The organism is Aquabacterium lacunae (assembly GCF_004310865.1).
GTDB lineage: Bacteria > Pseudomonadota > Gammaproteobacteria > Burkholderiales > Burkholderiaceae_C > Aquabacterium > Aquabacterium lacunae.
Genome location: NZ_SIXI01000001.1, coordinates 248145 through 260954, shown reverse-complemented (window position 1 = coordinate 260954; position 12810 = coordinate 248145). Strand labels below are relative to the sequence as shown.

The window sequence follows — 12810 nt, the reverse complement described above, 5'->3', positions numbered from 1 at the left end:
GCAGATCAGTGCAGCCCATGGCCTCGACGCCTGCTTTCGTGGCCCATGTGCTGGACCTGCTGGACGGCCTGGGCCCTGTGCAGGCCCGGGCCATGTTCGGTGGGCATGGCCTTTCCCTGCAAGGGCGCATGTTCGCGCTCATCGTGGACGACCGGCTGTACGTGAAAGCCGATGCCCACAACCGGGCGCTGTTCGAGGCCGCGGGCCTGCCTCCGTTCACCTACGAGGCCAAGGGGCGCCGCGTGCAAGTGGCCTACCACGAGGTGCCGCCCGAGGCGCTTGACCAGCCCGAAGCTGCCGTGCAGTGGGCCTGTGAGGGCCTGGCAGCGGCCTTGCGTGCGCCCGCGCGCCGCCGCTGAAATCACTGCGCCAGCGGCTGCCCCAGTTGCCGTAGCAGATCGCGCACGAACTGCGCGCGGTCCTTCGGGTCAGTCAAGGCCTTCTCGATGCGCAGCTTGTCGTTGCCTGCCAGCTTGATGTGGCGGTTCTTCTGCACCAGTTCGATGATGCGCATGGGGTCGACTGGCGGGTTGGGCCGGAAGTGCACGTTGATGATGCCCGGGGCCGCATCGACCTTGATCACGCCATAGGGGCGTGACATCACGCGCAGCTTGTGCGTGTCGAACAGGGTCTGCGCCTGTGCGGGCAGCTTGCCGAAGCGGTCCACGATCTCTTCCAGCATCTTCTCGATCTTGTCGAGCGAGTCGGCCGTGGCCAGGCGCTTGTACAGGCTCAGGCGCACATGCACATCGCCGCAGTAGGCATCGGGCAGCAGGGCCGGGGCGTGCAGGTTGATGTCGGTGTTGCTGCCGAACATGCCCAGCGGTGACAGCAGGTCGGGCTCCTTGCCCTTTTTCAGGCTGCGCACGGCTTCGGCCAGCATGTCGTTGTACAGCTGGAAGCCCACCTCCATCATGTTGCCGCTCTGGCTGTCGCCCAGCACCTCGCCGGCCCCGCGGATCTCCAGGTCGTGCATGGCCAGGTAAAAGCCCGAGCCCAGCTCTTCCATGCTCTGGATGGCGTCCAGGCGCTGCTGGGCCTGCTTGGTCAGGCCTTCCACATCGGGCACCAGCAGGTAGGCATAGGCCTGGTGGTGGCTGCGGCCCACACGGCCGCGCAACTGGTGCAACTGCGCCAGGCCGAATTTGTCGGCGCGGCTCATGATGATGGTGTTGGCGCTCGGCACGTCGATGCCGGTTTCGATGATGGTCGAGCACAGCAGGATGTTGTGGCGCTGGGCCACGAAATCACGCATGACGCGTTCCAGCTCGCGCTCGGGCATCTGACCGTGGGCCACGCCAATGCGCGCCTCGGGGATCAGCTCCTGCAACTTGTCGCGCCGGTTCTCGATGGTGTCGACCTCGTTGTGCAGGAAGTAGACCTGCCCGCCGCGCTTGAGCTCGCGCAGCACGGCCTCGCGGATCACGTTGCTGCTTTCACTGCGCACGAAGGTCTTGATGGCCAGGCGGCGTTGCGGCGCAGTGGCGATCACCGACAGATCACGCAGGCCTTCCATGGCCATACCCAGTGTGCGGGGGATGGGGGTGGCCGTGAGCGTGAGCACGTCGATGTCGGCACGCATGGCCTTGATGGCCTCTTTGTGGCGCACACCAAAGCGGTGTTCTTCGTCGATGATCAGCAGGCCCAGGCGCTTGAACTTCACCGAATCGCTCAGCAACTTGTGCGTGCCGATGACGATGTCGATGGTGCCGTCTTCCAGGCCCTGCATGGCGGCCTTGATTTCCTTGGCCGAGCGGAAGCGCGACATCTCGGCCACCTTCACGGGCCACTGTGCAAAGCGGTCGACGATGTTCTGGTAATGCTGCTCGGCCAGCAGCGTGGTGGGCGCCAGCAGCACCACCTGCTTGCCGCCGGTCACGGCCACGAACATGGCGCGCAGGGCCACCTCGGTCTTGCCGAAGCCCACGTCGCCGCACACCAGCCGGTCCATCGGGCGTGGGCTGATCATGTCCTGGATCACGGCGTGGATGGCCGCGCGCTGGTCGGCCGTTTCCTCAAAGCCGAAGCTGGTGGCAAAGGCTTCGTAGTCTTGCGCCGAGAAGCGGAAGGCAAAGCCCTCGCGTGCGGCGCGGCGTGCGTACAGGTTCAGCAGCTCGGCAGCGGTGTCGCGCACCTGTTCGGCGGCCTTGCGCTTGGCCTTGTCCCATTGGGGCGAGCCCAGCTTGTGCAGCGGCGCTTCTTCCGGGCTCACGCCGGTGTAGCGGCTGATCAGGTGCAGCTGGCTCACGGGCACGTACAGCGTGGCCTTGTCGGCGTACTCCAGGTGCAGGAACTCGGAGGGGCCATCACCCAGGTCGAGGTTGATCAGGCCCTGGTAGCGGCCGATGCCGTGGTTGCTGTGCACCACCGGGTCGCCCACGTTCAGCTCGCTCAGGTCCTTGATGAGCGAATCGACGTCGGTGGCCTGCTCGTTCTTCTTGCGGCGGCGGGTGGTGGGGCTGGCGTCGAACAGCTCGGTTTCGGTGATGAACTCGATGCCGGGTTTCGTGCCAGCCGACGCACCCGCATCCAGCCACACAAAGCCAGCCGACAAGGGCGCCACCACCATGGCCAGGGCGTGGTCGCTGTCGGCAAAGGCCTGCAGCGAATCGACCGAGGGCACGTCGATCTGGTGGTCGCGCAGCAGCTCCAGCAGGCTTTCGCGGCGGCCGGCGCTTTCGGCCACCACCAGGGCGCGGGTGCCGCTGCTGCGAAGGGCCTGCAGGTGGCTTTGCAGCTTGCGCAGGGGCTCTTGCGCGCCGCGTTCGCTGGCCAGGTCGGGCAGGGGGCGGGCCCATTCGCAGGGCTCGTTGCCCTTGATGGCCAGCACCGGGTGCACATTGGCCAGGGTGAAGAAGTCTTCCACCTTCAGGTAGATGTCTTCCGGGGGCAGCAGCGGGCGTTCGGGGTCGTGCTGCAGGAAGCGGTGGCGCTCGCGCGTTTCGGTCCAGAAGCGGCGCAGGGCCTCGTCCACATCGCCATGCAGCACCACGGCCGCCTGCTCGCCCAGGTGCTGGAAGATGGTGGCGGTCTCGTCGAAGAACAGCGGCAGGTAGTACTCGATGCCGGCCGTGGCCACGCCGTTGCCGATGTCCTTGTAGATGCGCGACTTGGTCGGGTCGCCCTCGATGCGTTCGCGCCATCGGTTGCGGAAGGCGCCGCGTGCGGCCTCGTCCATCGGGAACTCGCGGCCGGGCAGCAGTCGCACCTCGGGCACGGGGTAGAGGCTGCGCTGGCTGTCGGGGTCGAAGGTGCGGATGGAATCGACCTCGTCGCCGAACAGGTCCACCCGGTAGGGCACGGGCGAGCCCATGGGGTAGAGGTCGATCAGGCCACCGCGCACGGCGTATTCACCGGGCGAGACCACCTGGCTGACGTGGTTGTAGCCCGCCAGCGTGAGCTGGGCCTTCAGCGCGGCCTCGTCCAGCTTCTGCTTTTGCTTGAAGTGGAAGGTGTAGGCCGCCAGGAAGGCGGGTGGCGCCATGCGGGTCAGGGCCGTGGTGGCCGGCAGCAGCACCACGTCGACCCCGGTGTCGCCTTCGCCCTTCACGCCTTGCTGCACGCGCCACAGCGTGGCCAGCCGCTCGGAGATCAGATCCTGGTGGGGCGAAAACGTGTCGTAGGGCAGCGTTTCCCAGTCGGGGAACACGGCGCAGCGCAGGCCCGGCGCGAAAAACGCCATTTCGTCGACCAGGCGTTGGGCGTCGGCCGGGTCGGCCGTGACGATGGCCGTGAGCTGCTGCTGGGCCTTGCGGGCCAGCGCGTACTGGCCCAGCAGCAGGGCGTCGGCCGCGCCCAGCGGGCGGGGCAGGGTGTAGCGTTTGCCAGGAGCGATGGACGGCAGGGACAGGGCAGGCAGCATGGCGCAACAATGACAAAGCGCCCGTTTCCGTGAAGAAACGGGCGTGAAGGGTCGCGTGGACAGCCACGCAGAAGCCTGATTGTAGGCAGCCAGTCGAGTTCAAGCCCAGCCAGCGGGCCATGCGCCACAATGCCGTCCATGTCATTTGCCATTGTCCACCCCGAGTTCAAGCCCCGTTGTTTCGCCCTGGTGCCCTGTGCAGGGGTGGGCGAGCGTGCCGGTGTGGGTGGCCCCAAGCAATACCACCCGGTGGCCGGCCAGGCCGTGGTGGCCCACACCCTGAGCAGCCTGCAGCGCGTGCCCGAGCTGGAGGCCACGCTGGTGGTGCTGTCGCCCACCGACACCCAGTTCGAGCAGCACGTGCCAGGCTTTGAAAGTGAGCGTGGCTGGGTGGCCCGGGTGGGCGGCGCCACACGGGCCGAGAGTGTGCTCAATGGCCTGAACGAACTGATGGAGCGGGGCGTGGGTGCCCACGACTGGGTGCTGGTGCACGATGCGGCCCGCTGCTTGCTGCAGCCCGCGCATGTGCAGGCTTTGATTGCCGCCTGCGAAGACGACGAGGTGGGTGGCTTGCTGGCCCTGCCGCTGGCCGACACCCTGAAAGATGCGGTGGCCGACGACGCAGGCCTCCGCGTGCGGGCCACGGTGGACCGTTCCGGCAAGTGGGCGGCCCAGACGCCGCAGATGTTCCGCCTTGGCCTGCTGCGCCCGGCGCTGTTGCAGGCCTTGTCTGACCCGGAAACGGCCGCGCAGATCACCGACGAAGCCAGCGCCATCGAGCGCATCGGGCACCAGCCCAGGCTGGTGCCAGGCGCTTACGAAAACTTCAAGGTGACCTGGCCCGGCGACTTCAGCCTGGCCGAGCGCCTGTTGCACCCGCGCTGAGTTCTTCGCTGGCCGAGGGGCCCAGGGTGGCCCGCATGGCGGCCATCACCAGGGGCTTGGCCCATTCTGGTGTGGCCAGCAGCGCCTGCGGCGTGGCGGGCACGCGCACTTGCCCGCCCTGGCCATGGCCTGCGCCTTGCCAGTGGAGCAGCAACTGCGGCCGTGGGGCCTGGCCCTGGTGCGGGTCGGCCTCCGGGCTGTTGTCGAACACCTTGAGTTCGGTGAGCCAGGGCAGCAGGGCGATCAACTGCAGGCGGCTCTGGTCGAAGCGGCGGCGGATGTCGGCCTCGGGGATGTCGTGCCCGCCCTTGGCCACCCGCGCCCGCACTCGGGCCAGGTGGTGTTCGGGGCTGGCCAGGCCCACGTACCACACGCGCACCTCGAAGCCGGCCTCAGCTGCCTCACGCAGCAGGCGCGCGAAGCTGCGGCCACCCAGGGTGGTCTCGAAGTTGTAGTCCAGGCGCTCGGCCACAGCCCGCTGCAGCAGGCGCTTGCCTTCGTGCCAGGCGGCGCTGTTGGCTTGCGTGGTGCTGAGGTGCGGCTGGGCCTGGCGGATGCGGGCCGCGGCCTCGTCGGGGTTGAAGTAGGCGGCGCCATGCGCGCGCAGGGTGGCGCCACCAATGCTGCTCTTGCCGGCACCGTTGGTGCCAGCCAGCACGAAGAGGCGGGGTGGGGTGGGGCTGGCCACGTGGGGGCTCCTGGGCAATGGTTGTGCATCGGCCCCAGTGCGCAGTGGCGCCTGAGGCGTGTGGGGGTGTCAACGGTGTGTGCTGCCTGGCGGCATCCAAGGCCGCAGGTGGCGGTGGCAGGGCGCGGCTCAGCGCAAGGCTTGTGCGGCGTTCAGGGCCGCTTGTCCCATCGCCTGGGGCGAGGCATCGAAGGCGTCCAGTGCACCCTGGCGGCTGCTGCCCGCCTGCATCTGCAACAGCAGGGCGTCGAACTCCTGGCTCAGGTGCTGCAGCGGTTGGGCCTGGCCGGCCAGCAAGGCCTGGTAAGCGTCCATCGACAGCACCACGGCCGCTGGGCGGTCCCGTTTGGTGATGGTGGCCATGCCCTGGCTGATGGCGGTGTCCAGCACCTTGCCGAAGCTGTTTTTGGCCTCGGTGGCTGAAAACTCAGGCACGGGGCTGTGGTCGCCACGGGGGTTGCGCAGGGTCAGGGCCGACATGGTTCGCCTTTCGGGGATGCACTGTGTGGTTATGTTAGCTATTTTGGCCAAAATGTCCAGTGGCTTCGGTGCGTCTGGGCATGAAAAAACCCGGCCGAAGCCGGGTTGCGTGCAGGGGAGGGTGCCGCCTGAGGGCAGGCAGCCCCAGGCCTCACCACGAAGTTTCGTGCTCCGGGGTGGCCTTGATGCGGTGGATCGACAGGTCGGCGCCTTCGAACTCTTCCTCTTGCGACAGGCGCAGGCCCATCACCTTGTTCAGCACGCCATACACCAGGAAGCCGGTGACCAGCGCAAAGCCCACCACCACCAGGGTGCCCACGGTCTGGGTCAGCAGGCTCACGCCGCCAGCGCCGCCCAGTGATTCCATGCCGAAGATGCCGGCTGCAATGCCGCCCCAGGCGCCACACAGGCCGTGCAGCGGCCAGACGCCCAGCACGTCGTCGATCTTCCACTTGTTCTGCACCAGGGTGAACATGATCACGAAGATGCCGCCAGCAATGGCACCCACGGCCAGCGCGCCGGCCGGGTGGAAGATGTCGGAGCCCGCGCACACGGCCACCAGACCGGCCAGGGGGCCGTTGTAGGCAAAGCCAGGGTCGTTCTTGCCCATCAGCACGGCCACCAGGGTGCCGCCCACCAGGGCCATCAGCGAGTTCACGGCCACCAGGCCCGAGATCTTGTCGATGGTCTGGGCGCTCATCACGTTGAAGCCGAACCAGCCCACGGCCAGGATCCAGGAACCCAGGGCCAGGAAGGGGATGCTCGACGGCGGGTGGGCTGACATTTCACCGTTCTTGCGGTAGCGGTTGCGACGCGCACCCAGGATCAGCACGGCCGGCAGCGCGATCCAGCCACCGAAGGCATGCACCACCACCGAGCCGGCAAAGTCGTGCATGGGCGCGCCGCCCACGGCCGCCAGCCAGTCGGCGATGCCGAACTTGTTGGCCCAGATGGCGCCTTCGCACAGGGGGTAGAACACGCCCACGATCACGGCAGTGGCCGCCAGTTGCGGGCCGAACTTGGCGCGCTCGGCAATGCCGCCCGAAATGATGGCCGGGATGGCAGCAGCAAAGGTCAGCAGGAAGAAGAACTTGACCAGCGCGTAGCCGTTGTTCTGCGCCAGGGTGCCGGCGCCTGCATAGAAGTCAACGCCGTAGGCAATGGTGTAGCCCACGAAGAAGTACGCAATGGTCGACACGCAGAAGTCCACCAGGATCTTGACCAGGGCATTGACCTGGTTTTTGTGCCGAACCGTGCCGAGTTCGAGGAAGGCGAAGCCCGCGTGCATCGCCAGGACCATCACGGCGCCCAGAAGAATGAAAAGCGCGTCTGCGCCTTGTTTGAGTTGTTCCATCGTTGACTTCCAGTGAAAAGAACAGAATCCGCACCGGCGTGGGGCTGTTGCCCTCTATTGGGTCGGTGCGCACCAGAATAAAGCAATGTTTGTGCCTGAAAATCGTGCGCAAGATGCGCTGTTCGGTCAAGTTGCCCGGTGCTTGTTGCCTTGTTTCGGTGCGTATCCAGTCTTCATGCGCCATGATTGCACCTTGATGGTGCAATTGGCGGCTACCAGTCGGCGTTGAGGCCATCGCACGGATGAGGCGGGCCAGGTCGAGCAGGGTTGTCGGCGGTGCAACAATGGCGTTTTGCCGCTGCCAACCGTGGCCCAGGCCACCACAGCCCATGAATCTGCCTGCACTGCGAATCGGCGAAGGGTGGGACACCCACGCCCTCGTCAACGGACGCCCCCTTGTGCTGGGTGGCATCACCATCCCGCACACCCATGGGCTGCTGGGCCATTCCGACGCCGATGCCTTGCTGCACGCCATCACCGATGCGCTGTTGGGGGCTGCTGCCCTGGGTGACATTGGCCGGCACTTCCCCGACACCGACCCGCAATTCAAGGGCGCCGATTCGGTCGTGCTGCTGCAGGAGGCCTACCGCCGTGTGCAGGCGGCTGGCTGGCAACTGGTGAACCTGGACGCCACCATCGTGGCGCAGGCGCCCAAGATGGCGCCCCACATCGGCGCCATGGTGGCCCGCATCGCCGAGGCCCTGGGCGTGCAGCCAGGCCAGGTGAACGTCAAGGCCAAAACGGCCGAGAAAATGGGCCCGGTGGGTGAGGGGCGATCCATCGAAACCCGGGCCGTGTGCCTGCTGGCCGCTCGCGCCTGAGGCGGGGCCAGGTCACGCATTGCAACCCGGCGTCATGCACAGCGGTGGTGCAGGGCTCAGCTCGCGCGCTTGAGTCGCACATGGGCCAGCAGCCCACCACCCGGTGCATTGGCCAGTTCCAGCCCGCCGCCCATGCGCTGCAGGGCCTTTTCCACAATGGCCAGGCCCAGTCCGGCGCCTGATGCCGCCGTGCGGGCGGCGTCACCCCGGAAGAAGGGCGTGGTCAGCTGGGCCAGCTTTTCAGGGGCCACGCCGGGCCCGTGGTCGCGCACGCTCAAGATCACCCACGAGCCCGAACGCGTGTAGCTCACCTCCACATTGGCCACGCCGGTGTAGGTGTTGCGGCCGTAGCGACGGGCGTTCTCGAACAGGTTGGTCAGCACGCGGCTCAGTTCGGTTTCGTCGGCCATCACCTTGGTGTCGATGGGCAGCTTGGCCGAGATCTTGATGCGCTTGGTGTCACGGAACTGGCTGATGGCCTTGTCGACCACGCTCGACACATGCACCGGCACCAGCTTGCTGTCGCCAGGGCGCGCGTAGTCCATGAACTTGTCGATGATGGCGTCGAGCTGGTCGATGTCGGCTGCGATGTTGCGGCGCGCTTCCTCGTCGGCCACGCTCATTTCCGCTTCCAGGCGCACGCGGGCCAGCGGGGTGCGCAGGTCGTGCGAGATGCCGGCCAGCATCACGGTGCGGTCTTCTTCCACCTTGGCCAGCTCGCGCGCCATGCGGTTGAAGCCCTGGTTCACTTCGCGGATTTCGCGGGTGATCATGCTTTCGTCCAGCACCGAGTCGTACTCGCCTTCGCGGATGCGGCTGGCTGCGAACGACAGGTCGCGCAGAGGCTGGTTGATCAGCCGTGCAATGGCGGCCGAGCCCAGCATGGTGGCCACGAAGGCAATGCCCACCCAGATGAACCAGGTGCGGGTGGTCATGGGCTCGACCCGTGTGGGGTCGGCCTGCAGCCAGTAGCGGTCCTGCTCGATCTGAAAGCCCACCCACAGGCCTTTGACGCCGTTCACACTGCCGGCGATCACGGTGTCTTCGCCCATGCGCATGTGCAGCTCGCGCGAGATCATCTCGTTGAAGCGGCTGGTCTCGAAGGGCTCGTAGCGGTCGCTGGGCTCACGCGGTTTCAGTGTGATCGACTCCTGGTCGAAGATGGTCTTGACCAGGGTGACGCGGTTGATGCGGTCGGCATATTGCAGGCCCGCCCGCGACAGGTTCACCAGCGAAGCGATCTGCTGGGCGGCCTGCACAGCACGCGGCTCGAAGTCGAGTGCCTTGAAGGTCTGCACCCAGGCAATGATGCTGACGGTCAGCAGCAGACCCAGCAGAATGAAAGTGCGCCAGAACAGGCTCAGCGCAAACCGGTTTTTCGGCATCGAGGGCAAACGGGCAGGAAGATCGGGGCAGGGCGGGTCGGCAACAACTCAACAAAGACTCGGCCCGCACATCATGCTGCACGGACGCCGCAGGCGTGGCCTCAGTTGCCGCCGTCCGGCACGAACACGTAGCCCACGCCCCACACGGTCTGGATGTAGCGCGGCTGCGAGGGATCGGGTTCGATCATCTTGCGCAGGCGCGAGATCTGCACGTCCAGGCTGCGATCAAAAGGCTCGAACTCGCGGCCTCGGGCCAGTTGGGCCAGCTTGTCGCGGCTCAAAGGCTGGCGGGGGTGGCGCACCAGGGCCTTGAGCATCGAGAACTCGCCCGTGGTCAAAGAGATCGGCTCGCCTTCCTTGCTCAGGCGGCGCAGGGCCAGGTCGAACTCGAAGGGCCCGAAGTTGACCGACTGGGCCTCCTTGGCCGGCGCGCCCGGCGCTTCCATGGCGGGGCGGCGGCGCAGCACCGCGTGGATGCGGGCCAGCAGCTCGCGGGGGTTGAAGGGCTTGGGCAGGTAGTCGTCGGCACCCACCTCCAGGCCCACGATGCGGTCCACGTCTTCCACCTTGGCCGTCAGCATGATGATGGGGGTGACGTCGTTGGCGGCGCGCAGGCGGCGGCAGATCGACAGGCCGTCTTCGCCCGGCAGCATCAGGTCGAGCACGATCAGGTCGACCGTTTCGCGCGTCAACAGGCGGTTCAGCGCCTTGGCGTCTTCGGCCAGCAGCACCTCGAAACCTTCCTGGCTCAGGTAGCGACGCAGCAGGTCGCGAATGCGGGCGTCGTCGTCCACGACCAGGACGCGGTCGGGGCGCTGTGTGGGGGCGTTGGCGTTCATGGTCCGGTCCTCAACGAATTTGTAACAGCGCCGATTGTGACCACTTTGGCCCGGCCGCCGCCAGCGCCCTGACCGCTTGTTACAAATCTTGCGGGATCGTGAAAGGCCTGACGCCGGTCATCCGCCAAAGGCCACAATGCGTTGTGCTGACACCACCTTTTCAATTGCATTGCACTGGAGACCGCATGCCCCGAACCCCTGTTGCCCACCACCGTGCCCTGATGCTCGCCACCGGCCTGGCCGCTTGCCTGACAGCCGCCAGCGCGCAGGCGCAAGGCGTGGCACCGCAGCCTGTGGGCCCGGCCCGCGGGGTGGTGCAGCTCAGTGCCTCGGCCACCCAGGAAATCGCCCAGGACACCCTGGCCGTGACCCTGGGCGTCACGCGCGATGGCAGCCAGGCCACCGATGTGCAGACCCAGCTCAAGCAGGTGCTCGATGCGGCCCTGGCCGAAGCCCGCCGCGCTGCTCGCCCGGGGCAGATCGATGTGCGCACGGGCGCGTTTTCGATGTTCCCGCGCTACGACAACAAGGGGCGCATCGTGGGCTGGCAAGGCAACGCCCAGTTGCTGCTGGAAGGGCAGGACATGGCGGGCATCGGTCAGCTGGCGGGCAAGCTCTCGGCCAGCATGAACGTGCAGCAGGTGGCGTATGGCCTGTCGAGGGCTGCGCGTGAATCGGCCGAATCGGCCTTGCTGGGCCAGGCCATCGGCCGCTGGCAGGCCAAGGCGCACGATGTGGCCAAGGCCTTCGGCGCACCCGGCTACGGGGTGGGTGAGTTGAGCATCCAGTCGGGTGAGCCAGGCTTTGACCAGGGTGTGCAGCCCATGCTGATGCGCTCGGTCAAGGCCGAGTCCATGGCCGACGCGCCGCTGCCGGTGGCCCCGGGCAAGGGTGTGGTGTCGGTGTCGGTCAGCGGCTCGATGGTGCTGAACCCTGCGGCATCGGCCCCTCGCTGAGGCGGGGCTCGACCCACTGGCCGTTCTGCAGCACCTCGCAAGGCCGGAAGTTGGCCTTGTAGGCCATCTTGGGACTGTCGGGGATCCAGTAGCCCAGGTACACATGCGGCAGGCCCATCTCCGCGGCCTGTCGCACCTGCCACAGCACGTTGTAGGTGCCGTAACTGGCGGGCACCTGCGGGTCGTAGAAGGTGTACACGGCCGACAGCCCATCGTTCAGGATGTCCAGGATCGACACCATGCGCAGGGCACCGGGCTGGCCGCTGGGGTCGGCAGGCTCGCGGAATTCCACCAGGCGAGAATTCACGCGGCTCTGCAGCAGGAACTGGGTGTACTGGTCGATCGAATCCTGGTCCATGCCGCCGCCGCTGTGCCGGTGGGCCTGGTAGCGCAGGTAAAGGCGGTAATGCTCGGGCACGAAGCACAGGCGCATCACCCGGGCTTCCAGGGCCTCGTGGGCCTTCCAGGCGCGGCGCTGGCTGCGGTTGGCCTCGAAGCGGGCCACCGGGATCCGCATGGGCACGCAGGCCTGGCAACCGTCGCAGTGCGGGCGGTAGGTGAACATGCCACTGCGCCGAAAGCCATTGAGCACCAGGCCGGAATAGACGTCGGCATTGATGGCGTGGCTGGGGGTGGCCACCTGCGAGCGTGCCGTGCGGTCCGGCAGGTAGCTGCACGCGTAAGGCGCGGTGGCGTAGAACTGAAGCGACGCCAGGGGCAGGTCTTTGAGGTGGGTCACGCCGTCTCGAACAGATGGGACCAGAGAGATTCATCATAGGTCCAATCGGTCGGAGGTGGCAGATCCACCACCCGTTTGAGGTGAGATTCAAACGCCTCGCGGGGCCAGGCGCTGCCGCCCATCGAGGCCAGGTGCGAGGTTTCCTGCTGACAATCGATCACCTCGATGCCGTGGGCCCGGCAGAAGCACACCAGGGCGGCCAGCGCGATCTTGGAGGCGTCGGTGCGCAGCGCGAACATCGACTCGCCATAGAACATGCGCCCCAGGTTGATGCCGTACAGCCCGCCCACCAGTTCACCATCCACCCAGGTTTCGAACGAGTGCACCTGGCCCTGCTGGTGCCAGTCCAGGTAGGCGCGCTGAACCCCCTCGACGATCCAGGTGCCATCTTGCCCGGGGCGCGGGGTGCCGGCGCAGTGGGCAATGACCTGGGGGAAGGCGGTGTCGATGCGCACGGCACAGCCCGGCGTGCGGCGGAACCTCTGCAAGGTCTTGCGCAGCGAGCGTGTCAGGCGGAAGTCGGCCACCGGCAGCACCATGCGGGGCGCCGTGCTCCACCACATGACGGGCTGGCCCGGGCCGAACCAGGGGAAGATGCCCTGGCGGTAGGCCTGCTGCAGGCGTGCAACCGAGAGTTCACCCCCTGCGGCCAGCAGGCCGGGGGCGTCGGTGTCCGGGCCCAGGGCCAGGCGTGTGGGCGGGAAGGGGTCTTGCTCGGTCAGCCATTCGATCATGGTCGCAAGCATAGAAAAAAAAGCCTGGTGGCAAGCCACCAGGCTAAGGTACGGTGAAAAGATTTCA

At 66.9% G+C, this 12810-nt stretch carries 12 protein-coding genes; 4 read left to right on the top strand and 8 right to left on the bottom strand.

All coding sequences use genetic code 11. The features are described from left to right. Positions 1–17 precede the first annotated feature (17 nt). Positions 18–359 carry a TfoX/Sxy family protein gene (locus tag EYS42_RS01195; protein WP_130966038.1) on the top strand — a complete coding sequence of 114 codons (342 nt, stop codon included), beginning with the start codon at positions 18–20 and terminating at the stop codon, positions 357–359. Between the two features lie 2 nt (positions 360–361). Here the strand turns inward: EYS42_RS01195 and mfd are convergent, their stop codons facing one another. Continuing rightward, positions 362–3862, bottom strand: a complete 3501-nt coding sequence (gene mfd, locus EYS42_RS01190; RefSeq protein WP_425358850.1) for a transcription-repair coupling factor — start codon at positions 3860–3862, stop codon at positions 362–364. 138 nt (positions 3863–4000) lie between these two features. Between mfd and ispD the strand changes: the two genes are divergently transcribed. Next, on the top strand, positions 4001–4747 hold the full coding sequence (ispD, locus tag EYS42_RS01185) for a 2-C-methyl-D-erythritol 4-phosphate cytidylyltransferase (RefSeq protein ID WP_130966037.1): 747 nt from the start codon (positions 4001–4003) through the stop codon (positions 4745–4747). Here ispD and EYS42_RS01180 read toward each other — a convergent pair. From EYS42_RS01180 to EYS42_RS01170, 3 genes are all read right to left on the bottom strand, one after another. Further along, complete coding sequence (locus tag EYS42_RS01180; protein ID WP_130966036.1) at positions 4713–5435, bottom strand: ATPase; 723 nt, start codon at positions 5433–5435, stop codon at positions 4713–4715. The two genes, ispD and EYS42_RS01180, sit on opposite strands and share 35 nt — an antisense overlap. A gap of 129 nt (positions 5436–5564) precedes the next feature. Next, positions 5565–5915: a type II toxin-antitoxin system Phd/YefM family antitoxin gene (locus tag EYS42_RS01175; RefSeq protein ID WP_130966035.1), complete on the bottom strand. Its 351-nt coding sequence runs from the start codon at positions 5913–5915 to the stop codon at positions 5565–5567. Between the two features lie 151 nt (positions 5916–6066). Then, the gene (locus EYS42_RS01170; RefSeq protein WP_130966034.1) at positions 6067–7269 is read right to left on the bottom strand and encodes an ammonium transporter; all 1203 of its coding nucleotides are present in this window, start codon (positions 7267–7269) and stop codon (positions 6067–6069) included. Positions 7270–7598: 329 nt separating this feature from the next. Between EYS42_RS01170 and ispF the strand changes: the two genes are divergently transcribed. Continuing rightward, positions 7599–8090, top strand: a complete 492-nt coding sequence (ispF, locus tag EYS42_RS01165) for a 2-C-methyl-D-erythritol 2,4-cyclodiphosphate synthase (protein ID WP_130966033.1) — start codon at positions 7599–7601, stop codon at positions 8088–8090. 56 nt (positions 8091–8146) lie between these two features. On the opposite strand, the gene EYS42_RS01160 is transcribed toward ispF, so the two are convergent. Both EYS42_RS01160 and ompR read right to left on the bottom strand, forming a co-directional pair. Beyond that, entirely contained in the window at positions 8147–9475 is a 1329-nt protein-coding gene (locus EYS42_RS01160; RefSeq protein WP_130966032.1) for a sensor histidine kinase family protein, read from the bottom strand. 101 nt (positions 9476–9576) lie between these two features. Continuing rightward, positions 9577–10314 (bottom strand): osmolarity response regulator transcription factor OmpR, encoded by a 738-nt coding sequence (gene ompR / locus EYS42_RS01155; protein ID WP_130966031.1) that lies wholly within the window; start codon positions 10312–10314, stop codon positions 9577–9579. Positions 10315–10499: 185 nt separating this feature from the next. Between ompR and EYS42_RS01150 the strand changes: the two genes are divergently transcribed. Continuing rightward, positions 10500–11270 carry an SIMPL domain-containing protein gene (locus EYS42_RS01150; protein ID WP_245503453.1) on the top strand — a complete coding sequence of 257 codons (771 nt, stop codon included), beginning with the start codon at positions 10500–10502 and terminating at the stop codon, positions 11268–11270. On the opposite strand, the gene EYS42_RS01145 is transcribed toward EYS42_RS01150, so the two are convergent. Together EYS42_RS01145 and aat are read right to left on the bottom strand one after the other, a co-directional pair. Further along, complete coding sequence (locus EYS42_RS01145; RefSeq protein WP_130966030.1) at positions 11224–12009, bottom strand: arginyltransferase; 786 nt, start codon at positions 12007–12009, stop codon at positions 11224–11226. The two genes, EYS42_RS01150 and EYS42_RS01145, sit on opposite strands and share 47 nt — an antisense overlap. After that, a complete protein-coding gene (gene aat, locus EYS42_RS01140; RefSeq protein ID WP_245503452.1) occupies positions 12006–12755 on the bottom strand; it encodes a leucyl/phenylalanyl-tRNA--protein transferase in 750 nt (249 codons plus the stop codon). Before aat ends, EYS42_RS01145 begins: the two co-directional genes overlap by 4 nt. Positions 12756–12810 lie beyond the last annotated feature (55 nt).

Coding starts and splice junctions, on each gene's coding strand:
- ispD (WP_130966037.1), top strand. CDS start 4,001: ATGTCATTTGCCATTGTCCACCCCGAGTTCAAGCCCCGTTGTTTCGCC.
- EYS42_RS01195 (WP_130966038.1), top strand. CDS start 18: ATGGCCTCGACGCCTGCTTTCGTGGCCCATGTGCTGGACCTGCTGGAC.
- ompR (WP_130966031.1), bottom strand. CDS start 10,314: ATGAACGCCAACGCCCCCACACAGCGCCCCGACCGCGTCCTGGTCGTG.
- EYS42_RS01175 (WP_130966035.1), bottom strand. CDS start 5,915: ATGTCGGCCCTGACCCTGCGCAACCCCCGTGGCGACCACAGCCCCGTG.
- EYS42_RS01150 (WP_245503453.1), top strand. CDS start 10,500: ATGCCCCGAACCCCTGTTGCCCACCACCGTGCCCTGATGCTCGCCACC.
- EYS42_RS01170 (WP_130966034.1), bottom strand. CDS start 7,269: ATGGAACAACTCAAACAAGGCGCAGACGCGCTTTTCATTCTTCTGGGC.
- mfd (WP_425358850.1), bottom strand. CDS start 3,862: ATGCTGCCTGCCCTGTCCCTGCCGTCCATCGCTCCTGGCAAACGCTAC.
- ispF (WP_130966033.1), top strand. CDS start 7,599: ATGAATCTGCCTGCACTGCGAATCGGCGAAGGGTGGGACACCCACGCC.
- aat (WP_245503452.1), bottom strand. CDS start 12,755: ATGCTTGCGACCATGATCGAATGGCTGACCGAGCAAGACCCCTTCCCG.
- EYS42_RS01160 (WP_130966032.1), bottom strand. CDS start 9,475: ATGCCGAAAAACCGGTTTGCGCTGAGCCTGTTCTGGCGCACTTTCATT.